Origin of the sequence: Burkholderia ubonensis, from assembly GCF_902833085.1 — a bacterium.
Lineage (GTDB): Bacteria > Pseudomonadota > Gammaproteobacteria > Burkholderiales > Burkholderiaceae > Burkholderia > Burkholderia ubonensis.
Map to the genome: position 1 here is coordinate 157,909 of NZ_CADFEB010000006.1, position 15,522 is coordinate 173,430.

Sequence of the window (15,522 nt, forward strand, 5' to 3'; positions counted from 1 at the left end):
GTAAGTCAGTAATCGAGTTGGGGAACCTGGAATGCGCCCTTGAGCGATTTCAGCTCGGTGCGGTGCATCGCCGCGAGGCGCGCGAGCAGGGTTTCGCCGGCGGCTTCGAGATGGACCTCGACCTGGCGGCGGTCGGTGTCGCTCGGCTTGCGCTTCACGAGCCCGAGCGCTTCGCAGCGCGACACGAGCGCGACGACGCCGTGATGCTGCGCCTGCAGGCGTTCCGCGAGCTCGCCGACGGTCGCCCATTCGCGCTGCGGATAGCCCTTGATGTGCAGCAGCAGCAGGTATTGCAGCGGCGTCACGCCTTCGCTTTGCGCGGCGCGCTCGGAGAAGCGCTCGAAGCGGCGCATCTGGTAGCGGAATTCGGAGAGCTGCTCGAAATCGGATTTGTGCAGCGCGCGTCGGGTGTCGGTCATCGTGATGGAGAAGGAAAAACGGTAGCGCGAATATATATCACAATATGATATAAACGTGCGAATTGTGCCAGCAGCGGCAGTGCGAAACGTGCCGCGCTGCGGCGTCGCCGGGTTATGCGGCTTCGAGCATCTGCGTCTGCTGGTACAGGCCCGTGACGAGGTCGGTCTGGGTAATGATGCCGGCGAGCCGGCGCGATGCGTCGACGACCGGAATGTGGTGGTGGCCCGAGTGCGTGAACAGCGGCACGAGCGCCGTGAGCGGCAGCGTCTGCGGCACCGACGCGACGTCGCGGCTCATCACCGTGTCGACGCTCGCCGGCTGGCCGCCGAACGATTCCGGCAGGCGCGCGGACAGGCGCTGCCACAGCGCGGTCGGGCGGCGCAGGTAGCGCGTCAGGTCGGCGCGGGTGACGATGCCGACCAGTCGGCGGTCCGCATCGACGACGGGCAGCGCCTTCACGCGATGGCGGTCGAGCAGCGTGAGCGCGGCCGTCACCGACGTCGACGGCGCGATGCTGATCGCATCCTTCGTCATCAGGTCGGCGCAGGTGAGCTGGCCGAACGTGCGCGCGTAGGCTTGAAGTTCGGTTTCGCGCAGCAGCGCCTCGAGGTCGTTCGGATCGACGTCGAGCCATTCGCCGCGGCGCTTGAGCACCGCGTCGAGATCCTCGCGCGTAAAGCCACCTCGGCCACCGCGTGCGCGCGCCGGCACGCCGCCCGCCTGCGGCTTCGCATCGGGCCGCACGGCGCCGTGCGGATAGCGGTGGCCCGTCAGCGCGTGGTAGACGAGCGCCGCCGACAGCAGGATCGCCGATTGCAGCGCGATCGGCTCGAGCACGAAGCCGAAGCCGAGCCGGTGGATCGCCGACCCGCCGAGCACGGCCGTCAGCGCGACCGCGCCCGACGGCGGGTGCACGCAGCGCAGCGCGAACATCCCGCCGATCGCGCACGCGACCGCCACCGCGGCGGCCGTGATCGGATCGGCGATCCACTGCGCGCACGCGACGCCGACCGTCGCCGCGACCAGGTTGCCGCCGATGATCGACCACGGCTGCGCGAGCGGGCTCGCGGGCACCGCGAACAGCAGCACCGCCGACGCGCCCATCGGCGCGACCAGCAGCGGCACGAGCCCGGGCACGCCGGGCACGACCTTCATCGTGAAGCCGACCGTCGCGATGCCGACCAGCGCGCCGGCGCACGAGCGCAGGCGCTCGCGCCAGCCGAGGGTCATCGGAAGAGGGGTGAAGCTGTGCAGCCATTGCCGCAGCGTGCGACGGGACGTGGAGGAGCCGGACGACATGGAACCTGTGAAGAAAGAAGCGGACGGTGCGCGCGTTTCGGGGTGCGGGGGTGCGGCATTATATCGCGTTGTGATATAAATTGCCGCGCCGCATCACGGTGTTGCAGGCACGCGACCGGCGTGGCTTTCGGGAAGCTTTCGCCGGATGAAAACTTCGGGCGCTGCAGCGCACGTTCGTCCGCAGCGGCGTACAATTCGGGCCACCAATTCCCCCCCGAACGTCCCGACCACGCATGCGATGCCCGCTCTCCCGCCTCTTCTCCGGCATGGGGAATCGCGTCGCCGTGGTTCCCGTCCGTGTTCCGTTCCCCACCTGACGCGAGCGCGGCCGACGCCTTCCCACTTACTTTCCCCCAAGCCAATTCAATGGACATGCTCGAAAACATGCGCCTGTTCGTGCGCGTCGTCGAAGCCGGCAGTTTCACCGCGGTCGCGAAGGAGATCGACGCGACCACCGCGCAGGTGTCGCGCGCCGTCTCGAACCTCGAGGCGCACGTGCAGACGCGCCTCCTGCATCGCACGACGCGCCACCTCGGCCTCACCGAGAGCGGCCAGCGCTATTTCGAGCGCGCGAAATCGATCCTCGAGGAAATCGACTATGCGAACGCGGAGGCGCGCAACGCGCTGCTGCGGCCGACCGGCAAGATGCGCATCCACGCGATGACGGGGCTCGGGCAGAGCCACGTCGTGTCGTCGATCGTCCGCTACCAGGAGGACAACCCGGACGTGTCGGTCGAGCTGACGCTCGCGCAGCGGATGCCGAACCTGGTCGAGGAAGGCTACGACGTGTCGATCGTCACCGCGTCGCAGCTGCCGGATTCGGGTTATGTCGCGCAGACCTGCGGCACGAGCTGCAGCGTGCTCGTCGCGTCGCGCGAATACCTCGCGCGGCACGGCACGCCGCAAACGCCGGAAGACCTGCCGAAGCACATCTGCCTGCGGCTCGACACGCCGGCGTCGCCGGCCAGCGAATGGCGGCTCGAGCACAAGGACGGCGACGAGCAGGTGTTCGAGCTGCCGCCCGCGCCGTTCCAGGTCAACGTGCCGGACGCGCTGTGCGTCGCCGTGCGCGCCGGGCGCGGGATCGCGTGCGTCGCGCTGTATACGGTGCTCGACGATATCCGCCAGGGGCGGCTGATCCGCGTGCTGCCGGAATACCGGCTGCAGACGCTGAGCGTCTACGCGGTGTACGCGACGCGCCGCTATCTCGACGCGAAGATCCGCACCTTCCTCGAACACCTGCGCACGACGCTCACGCCCGCGCTGGAAGAAGACCTGCGCGAGCTGGACCGGCTGACCGTCGAGCACGCGCCGGACGGCCTCAAGCGCGCGTGAGCGTGGCGCCGTCGGCGCGGTGCGGCGATGCCCGCGCATCACGAGCCAATCGATCGATCCGGCATCTGAATGATTGAATTGCACCAGCTCCGCTGCTTCGTCGCGGTCGCCGAGGAACTGCATTTCGGTCGCGCGGCGAAGCGGCTGTTCATGACGCAGCCGCCGCTCAGCCGGCAGATCCAGCTGCTCGAGCACGCGCTCGGCATCGCGCTGCTCGAGCGCAGCAGCCGGCAGGTGAGCCTGACCGCCGCCGGCGAGCGCTTCCTGCGCGACGCGCGGCACATCCTCGAGTTTTCCGCGCGGGCCGAGCAGGCCGCGCAGCGCGTCGCGCGCGGCGACGCGGGGCGCATCACGCTCGGGTTCACCGCGGTCAGCGCGTACCGGATGATCCCGATGCTGCTCGCGCACGCCGCGCATGCGCTGCCGGATGTCGACGTCGAGTTGCGCGAGATGGTGTCGACGGTGCAGATCGACGCGCTCGTGTCGCGGATGCTCGATGCGGGCTTCGTGCGGCAGCGCGCGGCCCGGCAGCCGCTCGAGTACCGGCTGGCGCTGCGCGAGCCGCTGCTGGTCGCGGTCGCGGAAGGCTCGGCGCTCGCCGCGCGCGAATCGATCGGCCCCGACGATCTCGACCGGCAGCCGTTCATCGCGTATTCGCCGAACGAGGGCAAGTACTTCCACGACGTGATCTCGGGCATGTTCGCGAGCGCCGGGCGGCTGCCGAACTATCTGCACTACGTCGGACAGACGCACACGATGCTCGGGCTCGTGCGCGCGGGGCTCGGCGCGGCGCTGGTGCCGGCGTCGGCGCGCGCGCTGCACGTCGGCGGCGTCGTGTTCCGGCCGCTCGCGAACGTCGACGTCGCGGCCGAGCTGTATCTCGCGTGGCGCACGGACAACGACAACCCCGCGTTGCCGCGCTTCAACGCGATGGTCGACGCGTTTCTCGCGGAGAGTGCGGAAGACGGGATGGTGTGACGCAGCGTGGTTGCATGGCACACTTCGGTCCGAAGCATTTCGAACCACCGAAGACGGAATCAGACGATGCTGATCGACGCCATCCGGAATTTCTGTGCCCGCTTGAAGCGGGAGATCGCGGCGGCCGCGACACCGCGACAAGGCGATGCGCCGCCGGCGACGCCGAAGCCACGACGAGCCGGCAAGAAGAAGCTGACCCGGCATCAAAAGGCGGCGGCGGATCTCGCACGGCGGCAGATGGCGAAGGGCGTCGTCGTGCCGCAACGGCGTGACGACGCGCGCGAGGGTTTCGACTTGATAGGCGCGCAGATGGACATGAAGAACGCGCGCCGGGAAAACCATGATCTGGACTGGATCGGGGATATCGTCGACGCCGTCGTCGACAAACCGGCGAACGATGCGTCGTCGAAATAAGACCAAAAACGAGGGCACGGATTGATCTGGTTGCTTTACCTGATTCCCGCCGCGATCGCGGCGTGGCTGGTGGTGCCGCGCTACGGCTTGCTGGCCGGCGGCGCGACGGCGGTCGCCGTGCTGGTCGCGCAGACCGCCATCCTGTTGAGGCTCGCGAAACGCGACGCGTCGGCCGAACCCCTCGTCGATCGCGACGCGGCGCAGTTCAAAAGACTGGCTGTACCAGGCGACGCCCGTCATCTGTTCGATGAACTCCGGCACGTGATCGAACAATACGTGCACGTCGACGCGGGAACCGACGGCTCGACCGCGACGGCGACGGGCGATGACGACGCGCTCGTCGTGTTTCGCTCGCCCGATCGCGCATGGTCCGGATTGCGTTGCGGCGGCGACAGCTTCCGGTTTCGCCACGGCGCGATCACCACCCTCGGAATCTTCGCGATCGATTCGATTCGAAAGCCCGGCACCGGCTCATGCCAGGGGCTGCTGTGGTTCGACGTGAAGCCGCGCAACCAGCCCCCCGAGGTCAACGATCCCTACATGAAGCGCGCGTTCTTCGCGCTCGGTCCGGACTGCCGCGACAGCCTCGAGCCGATGCGCGCATGGGCGCCCGTGCTCGAGGAAATCGCGACGATGCTCGGCGCGAAGTTCGACGTCGTCGTTCATTCGGACGTTTGACGACCCGCGGGCAGTCATGCCGTTTTTCAGGAGGACATCCGATGGCGCATCGCCTGTATCTGTACAACCTCGACGACGTCGGCCGGACCAGCGCGCCGTGCCTGGGCATGGTCGAATGGAACTACGACTTTCCGACCGTGCTGAGCCCGTTGCTGTCGTCGTCGCCGTTCCTGGCGCGCAACCGCTGCAACGACACCGGCGAGGCCGACGGCCTTTATGCCGACGCGGCGGGCGGCAAGGCGCTGATGGCGCGGCTCTATGCGTTCCTGGAGCGCCACGCCGAGCGCTTGATCGACGATCCCGACGCGTTCCGCGAAGCGAAGCGGAAGAGTCTCGCGTTCCTCGGCAACCGTGCCGTGCATCGCTACTTCCATCTCGACGCATGGGACGTGTTCAACCTGTCCGAAGAGACGCACGCGGACCAGGCGCAGGCGCTGCTGGCGCGCATCGAGCGCGACAACGCGCGGATTCGCGCCGCGATCGACGCGGACGATCCCGCGCTGCTCGACGCTTGCGAAGGGCTGACATGCGAGGACGTGACGAGCTTTCGCGAACTGATCAATCAGCCGCACTACGACTACGGCTGGGAGCCGCTGACGTCGATCATCTACGACGAAGCGCTGGTGTTCGAGCAGGACGGGCGGCACGGCGTGATGGCGGTGACCGGCGAGGTGCTCGCGCCGGCGCGCTATGACGAGATCGGCGAGTTCGATGCCTGGACGGACGTCGCGATCGTCAGGCAGGGCGACCGGTACGGCCACGTCGACACGACGGGGCGGGAGATCACGCCGTTGCAGTACGAGCAGGTGTGGGCGTTCTGGCATGGCGAGTTCGCGCGGGTCAAGCGGGACGGCAAGTTCGGCGTCGTCGATCGTCACGGCGTGGAGGTCGTGCCGTGCCGTTACGCGGAGTTGACGGTCTTGCTCCATTTCGGCGAATGCTGCTGGGCGGCGCGCGAGCAGGCGCTGTGGGGTGTCGTCGACCCCCGCGGGCAATGGCGGCTGCCGGCCGGATTCGACGCGATCGACCATTCGACCGGCGTGATCTTCGCGACGCCCGCCGGCAGGACCGTGCCGGACGTCTATACCCGTCGCCTGGTGCGGCTGGGGAGTGCGCCGCAGGAGCAGGTCGAGGTCGTCGAGGCGAGCGACGAAAACGGCGGCAAGACGTTTCGCTACCTGCTGCCGCAAGCCGGCGAAGACGGCGCGGCGCGCAGTGCGCTCGTCGACGAGAACGGCCACGCGCTGATCGCGCCCGGGGCGGCCGACGAGATCGCGACGTTCTCGATCGGGGTGCTGCTGCGCGTTCGGCGCGGCGGGTACTGGGGCATCGTCGATGTCGACGGCGTGGAGCAATGCGCTGCGCGTTACGAGAGCCTGAGCCGGACGGGCGTGCGGGACGGATGGCTGGCGATCGGCTTTCGCGACGGCGGCGCGTGGGCGGTGCGCGACGACGGCGGCGAGGTGCCGCTGCCGCCTGACATCGCGAGCGAGCTGGCCGGGTATGAGGACGCGAGCCTGTTCGACGACGCGCAGAGACGCGCATTGGCGCGCACGGCGTCTGACTGCGGCCGTTGAGTGTCGCGAACCCGCGTAGAGGAGATGTCACGCGCGCCGGGATTCAGTACACTGCCCCTTTTTGCGATAACGGGACATCGGCCGGTGGCCCGGAACGTGTCGCTGCGTGCGCCGTGACGAACCGGCGCAGCCATCACTCGAAGAAAGACAACATCATGAGAGAACGTCCGCGCCATCTGCGGGCACTGCGGCAGGGCTTGCGCGTGCTGGCCGTCGCTGCGCTTGCCTGGATCGCCGTCCTGCTGGCCGCGCAACCGGCCTTCGCCGACGCCTTCGACCGCGCCGCCGAAGCGCAGCGCTACCGCGCGTGGCTCGCGCAATTCGAGGCTGATTTCGCGACGCTGCAGCAACGCCAAGCGTCCGACGAGCCGATTACCGACGACGAGTTCGAGCGGATCTTCGCGAAATCGGTCGTGCCGAAGTCGCGCGCGGTGCCGCTGCTGAAAACCGTTGCCGAGCATGCGGGCATCAGCGCGGGCGCGGGCTTCGCGGTCGCGGGCACCGGCCGCATCTTCTTCGACGTGTTGCGCGAATCGGTGCCGGCGGGCGAAGGCGGAATCTATCCGGAGACCGATTCGAAGATCGCGGCGCGCGACCTGACCGTGTGGTACATGCACATCGGCACCGGCGGCGAGACCGCGGAGCGCTACTTCAGCGATCCGAAGCGATTCAGGCCATACCATCTGCCGCCGCCGGGGACGCTCGAACGGAACGCCTATCCGTTCCTGCTGATGGACGACCGGCACGGCGCGCTGCGGCTCGGCGGCGTCAGCGCCGAATTCTGGAACCTGATCGCGACGCTTCATGGCACACAATTCCAATAACGTTCGCCGGCGCCTGCGCGTCCATGCGTTCGCGCTCGCAGCCGGCCTCGCGGCCGCGCCGTTCGCCCACGCGGTGTGCGATCCGTCCGACGCCGCGCTGGCCGCGATGACGCCGGTAGCGGTGGATTTTCCGCTGGACGACGCCGGCGTGCTGCTCGGGCTGAATGGTTCGCGCGTCAAGTCGTCGGACCTCGACGATCCGCTGCGCGTCACGCTCGACGGGCGCGCGCGCCCGACGCTGTGGGCGGAGCAGGTCGACTGGTCCGTCTACCGCCTGCCGGGCAAGCGCGTCGGCCCGACCACGCTGTTTTTCGACCAGGCGGCGGACGGCACGCGCCATCTGTGCCGCGTCGAGCAAAACGGGTTCACCAACGCGTTCGAGGACAAGCGCGAAGCGCTGCTGACCCGCGAGGAAAGCGATCGCTACGCGTACGAGCGGCGGCGTGGCGGGGCCGGCAATCGCGCCGCCGACGCGCGCGCGGCGGAGCCGGGCGATTACCGGCTCGAACGCAAGCTCGTGCTGCATTACGACGGCGCCGGGCGGCTGGCCGGCTTCGACACCTTCGGCCGCGACCGCGACGCCGGCGAACGCACGCCGCCGGCGCAGACCGGCCGCGTGTGCCTGCGCTACGACGCGCACGGCTGGCTCGCGGCGTCGGGCGCCGACGTGTGCGACGGCCGCGCCGGCGATCAGGCCGGGCTCGTCTACGTGCATGACGCCGACGGCCGTCTGCTGCGCGTGATCCGGCGCGAAGACCGTGCCGTGCGGGTGCAAACTTTCGATGCGCAGGGCAAGCCGGGCGCGCTTTACCTCGCGTCGTCCGGGCAGAAGGCGCTGCCGCATCGGTTGCCGGAGATCCGCGACGCGTACGACCTGTCCGATCGCGAGCAGCGCACGCTGGTGCTCGAAGGCCCGAACTGGACGATTCCGCCCGTCGACTACGGGAATTACGACTGGCGTTTCCTGCTGTTGCCGGGCGACGAGTCGGCCGGCGGCATCATTGCGTTCCGGGACGACGAGCTGCAGCTGCTCGCGGCCGGCAAGAGCGGCCGGAACGGCGCGATCCGCCTGAGCGCGGCGCAGAAGCGCAGGATCTGGGAAGCCGCGCGCGACCGGCCGGGGCGTGTGATCTGGAACTACGCGCCGGGACAGGATCTCGTCGTGGTCGCGGCGATGCCGGACGCGGTGTGGCGGCAGTGCGCGGGGGCGTCCGACCGGACGCCGGATGCATGCGGGAAAGCGGGCGCCGCCGCGCGCAACCCGTGACGTGGGCGGGACGCGGCCTTCAGCGTCCTCGCCTGACCGGGCAGGCGGCTTTCAGTCCAGCGACCTGATCGCGCGCGCCGCGCAACAGCAGGCGAACGACATAGCCTTCGACGTCGATCCGGAGTTCCCGGTCGTCGTCGAACAGGCGATAGAACCGCGCGCGGTCCGTGATTTCCGTGACGGCGTACATGTCGAGATCGGACAGGGCGAAAGTGCCGCGGCTTGAAACGCGTGCGCTGTTCGACGCGAATGTCGCGCGCACGCGCTGGCCGTCATGCCGATCGGTGCCGTCTACCAGCACCGAGGCCCGAAGCCGCCCGGCTTCGCAGATCACGTAGAGCGGGTTGCCGTCGGTGTCCATGTCGCCGTAATACAGCAACGGATTGTCGAAATGCCAGCGTCCGATGACATCGTCCGGCGCGCTGACCGGCTGCGCGTGCGCCACCGGCAGGTGCAGCGCCAGCAGGATGCCGATCAGCCGGACGGGAAGGTTTCGCATCACGCTTGATCAGTGCGTGACCGACAGGAACAGATAGGCCGCGAACAGCGACAGGTGCACGACGCCGTGCAGCACGGTCGTGCGTCCGGCGCTGAGCGTCAGCGTGCTGACGAGCAGCGTCAGCGACAGCAGCACGGTTTCCATCGCGCCGATGCCGAGCGTGAGCGGCTGGCCGACCCAGATGAACACCGCGGCGACCGTCGGAATCGTGAGCCCGATGCTCGCGAGCGCCGAGCCGAGCGCGAGGTTCATGCTGGTCTGCAGGCGATTCGCGCGCGCCGCGGTGACGGCCGCGAGCCCTTCGGGCAGCAGCACGAGCGCGGCGATCACGATGCCGACCGCGGCTTCCGGCAGGCCGAGCCGCAGCACCGCGTGCTCGACGGCCGGCGACAGCAGCTTGGCGAGCAGCACGACCGCGACGAGGCTGACGAACAGCATCAGCAGGCTGACCAGCGCGGTGCGGCTGCTCGGTGGCGCCGCGTGGACGGATTCGTTCGCGCTGTCGTGGTCGGCGAGGAAGTAGTCGCGGTGGCGCACGGTCTGCACGAACACGAACACGCCGTACAGCACCAGCGACGACACGCCCGCGAACGCGAGCTGCGACCGTGAAAACAGCGGGCCCGGCGCGGCGCTCAGGTAGTTCGGCATCACGAGCGACAGCACCGACAGCGACGCGAGCACCGCGAGCGCCTTGCTCGCGCCGCGCCCCTGGAAGTCCTGCTCGCCGTGCCGCCAGGCGCCGACGAGCAGGCACAGGCCGACGATGCCGTTGCAGATGATCATCACCGCGGCGAACACGGTGTCGCGCGCGAGGCCGGATTTCTCGGGGCCCGCGCCGAGCATCACCGATACGATCAGCGCGACTTCGATGACGGTCACGGCGACGGCGAGCACGAGCGTGCCGAACGGTTCGCCGACGCGGTGCGCGACGACTTCGGCATGGTGGACCGCAGCGAACACGGAGCCGGCGAGCGCGGCCGCGAACAGTGCGATGACGAGACCATCGGCCGGCACGACGCGCGACAGCGCGAGTACCAGCCAGGCGGCAAGCGGGGCCCAGAGGGTCCAGCGCGGGAGCGGGTTGGACGACATCGGCATGGAGGGTTTTCCTTATTCGAGTGGCGGCGCACGACGCGCCGTCACGGGTTGGACGAAGCCCGGCCGGACAACCGCCGAACGAGAGCGATGGAACTGAAAGACGGCGGCGCGGACACGCGCCGGCCCGGGTTCGCCGTTGCGACGCGGCAGGTAGCGAGGGGGCCGGAGCCCGTCGCGCCGGCGCCGGTCGCATCGAACCGGTTCGATGCGGCGGGCCGCTGGAAGCAGGGCCGGATCGCCGCCCGGCAAGGCCGGCGGCTCTGGTCCGGCCCCGAAAGGGTGGCCGGCGATGCGCGGCAATGGCGGCGTGGCACGCGATTTCTCCCTGAAATCCTGCGGGTTGCGGGATTTTATCAGGCGGATGCGCACCGCTATCCGAAAATCGAACCCTTACGTTGACCTTTCGGTGCAAAAAAAGTGCCGGGCAATTTTCATTTTTTGTCTTTGCGGATTCGGTAACGGTCTTTTACGTGACGAATCCGGGCTCGCCCTGACATAAATCTACCGACCGGTCGGTTTATAATCGCCGGCATTCCCACTTCTTGACGGATCGCAAGCGATGGCTGTTTTCTCTGCACATTCGGTGAGCCCGGGCGCGCTGGCGCCGGCGGCGGTCGTCGGCGTGATCGGCGCGGGCGCGATGGGCGCGGGCATCGCGCAGGTCGCAGCGGCGGCCGGCCATCCGGTACGGCTGTACGACCTGAACGAAGCGGCCTGCGACAAGGCGCTCGCCGGGATTCGCGCGCAGTTCGCGCGTCTCGCGGAGAAGGGCCGGCTCGACCCGGCGCAGGCGCAAGCCGCGGCGAACCGCGTGAGCGCGGTGCGCGCGCTGGCCGACTTCGCGCCCGCCGCGCTCGTCGTCGAGGCGGCGGCCGAGCGGCTCGACGTGAAGCGCGAGATCTTCGCGACGCTCGAGCGCCATGTCGACGACGCGTGCCTGCTCGCGACCAACACGTCGTCGATCTCGATCACGGCGATCGCGGCCGGCCTGCGCGCGCCGCAGCGCGTCGCCGGCCTGCATTTCTTCAATCCCGCGCCGCTGATGGCGCTCGTCGAGGTGGTCAGCGGGCTCGCGACCGCGCCCGAGGTCGCGCAGGTGCTATACGACACCGCCGCCGCGTGGGGCAAGCGGCCGGTGCTGGCGAAGTCGACGCCGGGCTTCATCGTCAACCGCGTCGCGCGGCCGTACTACGCGGAGGCGCTGCGCGTGCTGAACGAGCAGGGCGGCGCGCCCGCGTCGATCGACGCGGTGATGCGCGAAGCGGGCGGATTCCGGATGGGGCCGTTCGAGCTGATGGACCTGATCGGCCACGACGTGAACTTCGCGGTGACCGAATCGGTGTTCCGCGCGTACTTCAACGATCCGCGCTTCACGCCGTCGCTGATCCAGCAGGAACTCGTCAACGCGGGCTTCCTCGGCCGCAAGTCCGGCCGCGGCTTCTATTCGTATGCGGACGGCGCGACGCCGCCGGCGCCGGACGTCGAGCCGCCGTGCGACGCGCCCGCGGCCGTCACGCTGTTCGCGCAGGACGGCCCGGCCGATGCGCTGCGCGCGCGCATCGCCGAGCGCGTGGCCGGCGCGCGGCACGCGCACGCCCATTCCGACGACCTGCTCGCGACGGCCGGCCGTGCGTCGATCGCGCTGACCGACGGCCGCACCGCGACCGAGCGCGCCGCGCAGACGGGCGTGGCCGACCTCGTGCTCGTCGACCTCGCACGCGACTACGCGCAGGCCGGGCTCGTCGCGCTGACCCGTGCGCTCCAGTGCAGCGACGCGGCCTATGCGGATGCGGTCGGCCTGTTCCAGCAGGCGGGCTTTCGCGTGGTCGGCCTGGCCGACGTGCCGGGCATGATCGTGATGCGCACCGTCGCGATGCTCGCGAACGAAGCGGCCGACACGGTGAACCAGGGCGTGTGCTCGCCCGCCGATCTCGATCTCGCGATGGAAAAGGGCGTCAACTATCCATGCGGCCCGCTCGCGTGGGCCGACGCGATCGGCATCGCACGCGTGCATCGCGTGCTGTCGCATCTGGCCGCGAGCTACGGCGAGGACCGCTACCGCGTGTCGCCGCGCCTCGCCGCACTGCGCGCGGCCGGTCGCGCGTTCCGGTCCTGACCGCCGCTTTCCCCCCGATCACGATAACGACATCACTCCACTGGAGGAGCTCCCCGATGACTGCCCCGACGCACCCGATGGCCGCGCTCGACCCGATCGAGACCGCGAGCCGTGACGAACTCCAGGCGCTGCAGCTGCAGCGGCTCAAGTGGTCGCTGCGCCACGCGTACGACAACGTCCCGCACTACCGCCGCTCGTTCGACGCGGCGGGCGTGCATCCGGACGACCTGGCGACGCTCGCCGATCTCGCGAAATTCCCGTTCACGACGAAAACCGACTTCCGCGACAACTACCCGTTCGGGCTGTTCGCGGTGCCGCGCCAGCAGGTGGTGCGCGTGCACGCGTCGAGCGGCACGACCGGCAAGCCGACCGTGGTCGGCTACACGGCGCGCGACATCGACACCTGGGCGAACGTGATCGCGCGCTCGATCCGCGCGGCAGGCGGCCGCCCCGGCGACACGCTGCACAACGCGTTCGGCTACGGGCTGTTCACGGGCGGCCTCGGCATCCATTACGGCGCGGAGCGGCTCGGCTGCATGGTCGTGCCGATGTCGGGCGGGCAGACCGAGAAGCAGGTGCAGTTGATCCGCGATTTCGAGCCGAGGATCATCCTCGTCACGCCGTCGTACATGCTGAACCTGATCGACGAGATGGTGCGGCAGGGGATGGACCCGGCCGAGTCGTCGCTGAAGATCGGCATCTTCGGCGCGGAGCCGTGGACGCAGGCGCTGCGCGAGGAAGTGCAGGCGCGCGCCGGCATCGACGCGCTCGACATCTACGGGCTGTCCGAAGTGATGGGGCCGGGCGTCGCGTGCGAATGCATCGAGACCAAGGACGGCCCGGTGGTCTGGGAAGACCATTTCTATCCCGAGATTATCGACCCGGTGACGGGCGAGGTGCTGCCGGACGGCAGCGAGGGCGAGCTCGTGTTCACGTCGCTGACGAAGGAAGCGATGCCGGTGATCCGCTACCGCACCCGCGACCTGACCGCGCTGCTGCCGCCGACCGCGCGCACGATGCGCCGCCTCGCGAAGATCACCGGCCGTTCGGACGACATGATGATCATCCGCGGCGTGAACGTGTTCCCGAGCCAGATCGAGGAACTGGTGGTCGCGCAGCCGAAGCTGTCCGGCCAGTATCAGCTGACGATCTCGCGCGACGGCCACATGGACCGGCTCGATCTCGCGGTCGAGCTGCGTTCGGAGGCGGGCGCCGGCGTGCCGGACGGCGAGCGCGCCGCGATCGCGCGCGAGCTGCAGCACCGGATCAAGACGATGGTCGGCGTGTCCGCGGGCGTCACGGTACTGCCGGCGGGCGGCATTCCGGCGACCGCGACCGGCAAGGCCAAGCGCGTGATCGACCGGCGGCATGCCGCCTGACCCCACTGCCTGACCGATTACCCGAGGAAACCTGTTCGATGGATGGAATGAAGACCCTGGCCGTCAGCGTCGATGCGCGCGGCATCGCGACCGTCGCGCTCGCGCGCGGCGACGTGCTCAACGCGTTCGACGAGACGATGATCGCCGAGCTGACCGATGCATTCACCGCGCTCGGCGCGCGCGACGACGTGCGCGCGATCGTGCTGCGCTCGGACGGCCGCGCGTTCTGCGCGGGCGCCGACCTGCAGTGGATGCAGCGCGCGAGCGCGAACGACGCGGCGGCGAACCTGCGCGACGCGGAGCGCTTCGCGGCGATGATGCGCGCGATCCGGCAGTGCCCGAAGCCGACCGTCGCGCGCGTGCAGGGGCACGCGTTCGGCGGCGGCGTCGGCCTGTGCGCCGCGTGCGACATCGTGATCGCGAGCGACCATGCGCGCTTCGCGGTCAGCGAGGCGCGCTTCGGCATCCTGCCGGCCGTGATCGGCCCGTATCTCGTCGAGGCGGTCGGCCAGCGCCAGGCGCGCCGGCTCGCGCTGACCGCGACGCAGTTGAGCGCGGGCGAGGCGGTCGCGATCGGCCTGATCCATCAGGCCGTGCCGGCCGACGCGCTCGACGATGCGCTTGGCAAGACCCTCGCCGAGCTGAGCCGCAACGGCCCGCACGCGCTGATGGAGATCAAGCGCTTCTTCGATGCGATCGGCGAGTATCCGCCGTCCGACGAACGCGCGGCGTTCACCGCGCAGACGATCTCGCGCGTGCGCGCGACGGACGAGGCGAAGGAAGGTTTCGCCGCGTTCTTCGCGAAGCGGGCGCCGGCCTGGGAGGCGGGCGGCGCGTAAGCTTGGACGCCCGGCGCGGCGGGCTGCCGACGCTCATCCGCCGCGCCGCAATCGGGGACGGTTGCTCTACAATGCGTGACCCGCGGCGCGCCGCCGAATCCGACCTGACCGATTCCCCCGTCCGATGATCGTCAACCGTCTTATCTCCGAGATCCTGTTCGGCTTCACCGGCCTGATGGGCATCATCAATCCGATCGGCATCGCCTTCCTGTTTCTCGAACGCACCGAGTCGCTGACCGAGCAGGAGCGCGACATGCTCGCGAAGAAGGTCGCGTTCAATTCGTTCGTCGTGCTGCTCGTCGCGTTCTTCGCCGGCACGCCGGTGCTGCATTTCTTCGGGATCTCGATGGAAGCGCTGCGCATCGGCGGCGGCTTCGCGGTCGCGGTGGCGGGCTGGCGGATGCTCAACGAGCCGGACGTGCCGGGCGGCGGCGACACGCCGGTCAGGCCGATCGACGTGTCCACCGTGATGAAGCGCGCGTTCTTCCCGCTCACCGTGCCGCTGACCACCGGCCCCGGCTCGATCGCCACTGCGATCGCGCTCAACGCGAACCGGACCCACAAGCTGTCGGAGTTCGCGCTGTCGAGCCTCGTGTCGATCGCGGTGTCCGCGCTCGTCGCGCTGGTGATCTGGCAGACCTACAGCCGCGCCGCGTTCCTCGCGCGCTACCTCGGCACCGAAGGCACCAAGGTCGCGATGCGCGTGTCGGCGTTCCTGCTGCTGTGCATCGGCGTGCAGATCATGCTGACCGGCTTCTCCGAGTTTCTGCGGCCGATCGCCGACCAGGTCAAGTAAGCA

At 69.4% G+C, this 15,522-nt stretch carries 16 protein-coding genes; 12 read left to right on the plus strand and 4 right to left on the minus strand.

Features of this window, described 5'->3' with window-relative positions; all coding sequences use genetic code 11:
• Nucleotides 1-5: 5 nt before the first annotated feature.
• Both HWX31_RS17960 and HWX31_RS17965 read right to left on the minus strand, forming a co-directional pair.
• Complete coding sequence (locus HWX31_RS17960) at nt 6-419, minus strand: MarR family winged helix-turn-helix transcriptional regulator (RefSeq protein WP_059730414.1); 414 nt, start codon at nt 417-419, stop codon at nt 6-8.
• Between the two features lie 112 nt (nt 420-531).
• Complete coding sequence (locus tag HWX31_RS17965; RefSeq protein WP_174959682.1) at nt 532-1,719, minus strand: HPP family protein; 1,188 nt, start codon at nt 1,717-1,719, stop codon at nt 532-534.
• Nucleotides 1,720-2,085: 366 nt separating this feature from the next.
• On the opposite strand from HWX31_RS17965, the gene HWX31_RS17970 reads away from it, so the two are divergent.
• The 7 genes from HWX31_RS17970 (at nt 2,086) to HWX31_RS18000 (ending at nt 8,792) form a co-directional block, all read left to right on the plus strand.
• Nucleotides 2,086-3,054: a LysR family transcriptional regulator gene (locus tag HWX31_RS17970; protein WP_059610353.1), complete on the plus strand. Its 969-nt coding sequence runs from the start codon at nt 2,086-2,088 to the stop codon at nt 3,052-3,054.
• A 69-nt stretch (nt 3,055-3,123) separates the two neighbouring features.
• A complete protein-coding gene (locus HWX31_RS17975; RefSeq protein ID WP_174959681.1) occupies nt 3,124-4,032 on the plus strand; it encodes a LysR family transcriptional regulator in 909 nt (302 codons plus the stop codon).
• Between the two features lie 66 nt (nt 4,033-4,098).
• Entirely contained in the window at nt 4,099-4,446 is a 348-nt protein-coding gene (locus tag HWX31_RS17980; protein ID WP_174959679.1) for a hypothetical protein, read from the plus strand.
• A gap of 21 nt (nt 4,447-4,467) precedes the next feature.
• Entirely contained in the window at nt 4,468-5,124 is a 657-nt protein-coding gene (locus tag HWX31_RS17985) for a hypothetical protein (RefSeq protein WP_174959677.1), read from the plus strand.
• Between the two features lie 41 nt (nt 5,125-5,165).
• Complete coding sequence (locus tag HWX31_RS17990) at nt 5,166-6,701, plus strand: WG repeat-containing protein (protein WP_174959675.1); 1,536 nt, start codon at nt 5,166-5,168, stop codon at nt 6,699-6,701.
• A 155-nt stretch (nt 6,702-6,856) separates the two neighbouring features.
• Nucleotides 6,857-7,525 (plus strand): hypothetical protein, encoded by a 669-nt coding sequence (locus HWX31_RS17995; protein ID WP_174959673.1) that lies wholly within the window; start codon nt 6,857-6,859, stop codon nt 7,523-7,525.
• Nucleotides 7,506-8,792: a hypothetical protein gene (locus tag HWX31_RS18000; RefSeq protein ID WP_174959671.1), complete on the plus strand. Its 1,287-nt coding sequence runs from the start codon at nt 7,506-7,508 to the stop codon at nt 8,790-8,792. Before HWX31_RS17995 ends, HWX31_RS18000 begins: the two co-directional genes overlap by 20 nt.
• Before the next feature lie 19 nt (nt 8,793-8,811).
• Here HWX31_RS18000 and HWX31_RS18005 read toward each other — a convergent pair whose 3' ends face one another.
• Together HWX31_RS18005 and HWX31_RS18010 are read right to left on the minus strand one after the other, a co-directional pair.
• Nucleotides 8,812-9,291, minus strand: coding sequence for a hypothetical protein (locus HWX31_RS18005; protein ID WP_174959669.1), 480 nt, complete (start codon nt 9,289-9,291; stop codon nt 8,812-8,814).
• Between the two features lie 9 nt (nt 9,292-9,300).
• The gene (locus HWX31_RS18010) at nt 9,301-10,389 is read right to left on the minus strand and encodes a calcium:cation antiporter (RefSeq protein WP_059615054.1); all 1,089 of its coding nucleotides are present in this window, start codon (nt 10,387-10,389) and stop codon (nt 9,301-9,303) included.
• 87 nt (nt 10,390-10,476) lie between these two features.
• On the opposite strand from HWX31_RS18010, the gene HWX31_RS18015 reads away from it, so the two are divergent.
• The 5 genes from HWX31_RS18015 to HWX31_RS18035 all read left to right on the plus strand — a co-directional run bounded on the left by HWX31_RS18015 (nt 10,477) and on the right by HWX31_RS18035 (nt 15,519).
• Nucleotides 10,477-10,788, plus strand: a complete 312-nt coding sequence (locus HWX31_RS18015) for a hypothetical protein (RefSeq protein ID WP_155122961.1) — start codon at nt 10,477-10,479, stop codon at nt 10,786-10,788.
• A 160-nt stretch (nt 10,789-10,948) separates the two neighbouring features.
• Nucleotides 10,949-12,505: a 3-hydroxyacyl-CoA dehydrogenase gene (locus tag HWX31_RS18020; RefSeq protein ID WP_174959667.1), complete on the plus strand. Its 1,557-nt coding sequence runs from the start codon at nt 10,949-10,951 to the stop codon at nt 12,503-12,505.
• 56 nt (nt 12,506-12,561) lie between these two features.
• On the plus strand, nt 12,562-13,884 hold the full coding sequence (gene paaK, locus HWX31_RS18025) for a phenylacetate--CoA ligase PaaK (RefSeq protein WP_174959665.1): 1,323 nt from the start codon (nt 12,562-12,564) through the stop codon (nt 13,882-13,884).
• Nucleotides 13,885-13,922: 38 nt separating this feature from the next.
• A complete protein-coding gene (locus HWX31_RS18030; RefSeq protein WP_174959662.1) occupies nt 13,923-14,723 on the plus strand; it encodes an enoyl-CoA hydratase-related protein in 801 nt (266 codons plus the stop codon).
• Between the two features lie 124 nt (nt 14,724-14,847).
• Entirely contained in the window at nt 14,848-15,519 is a 672-nt protein-coding gene (locus HWX31_RS18035; RefSeq protein WP_174959660.1) for a MarC family protein, read from the plus strand.
• Nucleotides 15,520-15,522 lie beyond the last annotated feature (3 nt).

Bases quoted from the DNA above. Each gene is read 5' to 3' on its own strand.
- HWX31_RS17960 (WP_059730414.1), bottom strand. From the start codon at position 419: ATGACCGACACCCGACGCGCGCTGCACAAATCCGATTTCGAGCAGCTC.
- HWX31_RS17965 (WP_174959682.1), bottom strand. From the start codon at position 1,719: ATGTCGTCCGGCTCCTCCACGTCCCGTCGCACGCTGCGGCAATGGCTG.
- HWX31_RS17970 (WP_059610353.1), top strand. From the start codon at position 2,086: ATGGACATGCTCGAAAACATGCGCCTGTTCGTGCGCGTCGTCGAAGCC.
- HWX31_RS17975 (WP_174959681.1), top strand. From the start codon at position 3,124: ATGATTGAATTGCACCAGCTCCGCTGCTTCGTCGCGGTCGCCGAGGAA.
- HWX31_RS17980 (WP_174959679.1), top strand. From the start codon at position 4,099: ATGCTGATCGACGCCATCCGGAATTTCTGTGCCCGCTTGAAGCGGGAG.
- HWX31_RS17990 (WP_174959675.1), top strand. From the start codon at position 5,166: ATGGCGCATCGCCTGTATCTGTACAACCTCGACGACGTCGGCCGGACC.
- HWX31_RS17995 (WP_174959673.1), top strand. From the start codon at position 6,857: ATGAGAGAACGTCCGCGCCATCTGCGGGCACTGCGGCAGGGCTTGCGC.
- HWX31_RS18000 (WP_174959671.1), top strand. From the start codon at position 7,506: ATGGCACACAATTCCAATAACGTTCGCCGGCGCCTGCGCGTCCATGCG.
- HWX31_RS18005 (WP_174959669.1), bottom strand. From the start codon at position 9,291: ATGCGAAACCTTCCCGTCCGGCTGATCGGCATCCTGCTGGCGCTGCAC.
- HWX31_RS18010 (WP_059615054.1), bottom strand. From the start codon at position 10,389: ATGCCGATGTCGTCCAACCCGCTCCCGCGCTGGACCCTCTGGGCCCCG.
- HWX31_RS18015 (WP_155122961.1), top strand. From the start codon at position 10,477: ATGGAACTGAAAGACGGCGGCGCGGACACGCGCCGGCCCGGGTTCGCC.
- HWX31_RS18020 (WP_174959667.1), top strand. From the start codon at position 10,949: ATGGCTGTTTTCTCTGCACATTCGGTGAGCCCGGGCGCGCTGGCGCCG.
- paaK (WP_174959665.1), top strand. From the start codon at position 12,562: ATGACTGCCCCGACGCACCCGATGGCCGCGCTCGACCCGATCGAGACC.
- HWX31_RS18030 (WP_174959662.1), top strand. From the start codon at position 13,923: ATGGATGGAATGAAGACCCTGGCCGTCAGCGTCGATGCGCGCGGCATC.
- HWX31_RS18035 (WP_174959660.1), top strand. From the start codon at position 14,848: ATGATCGTCAACCGTCTTATCTCCGAGATCCTGTTCGGCTTCACCGGC.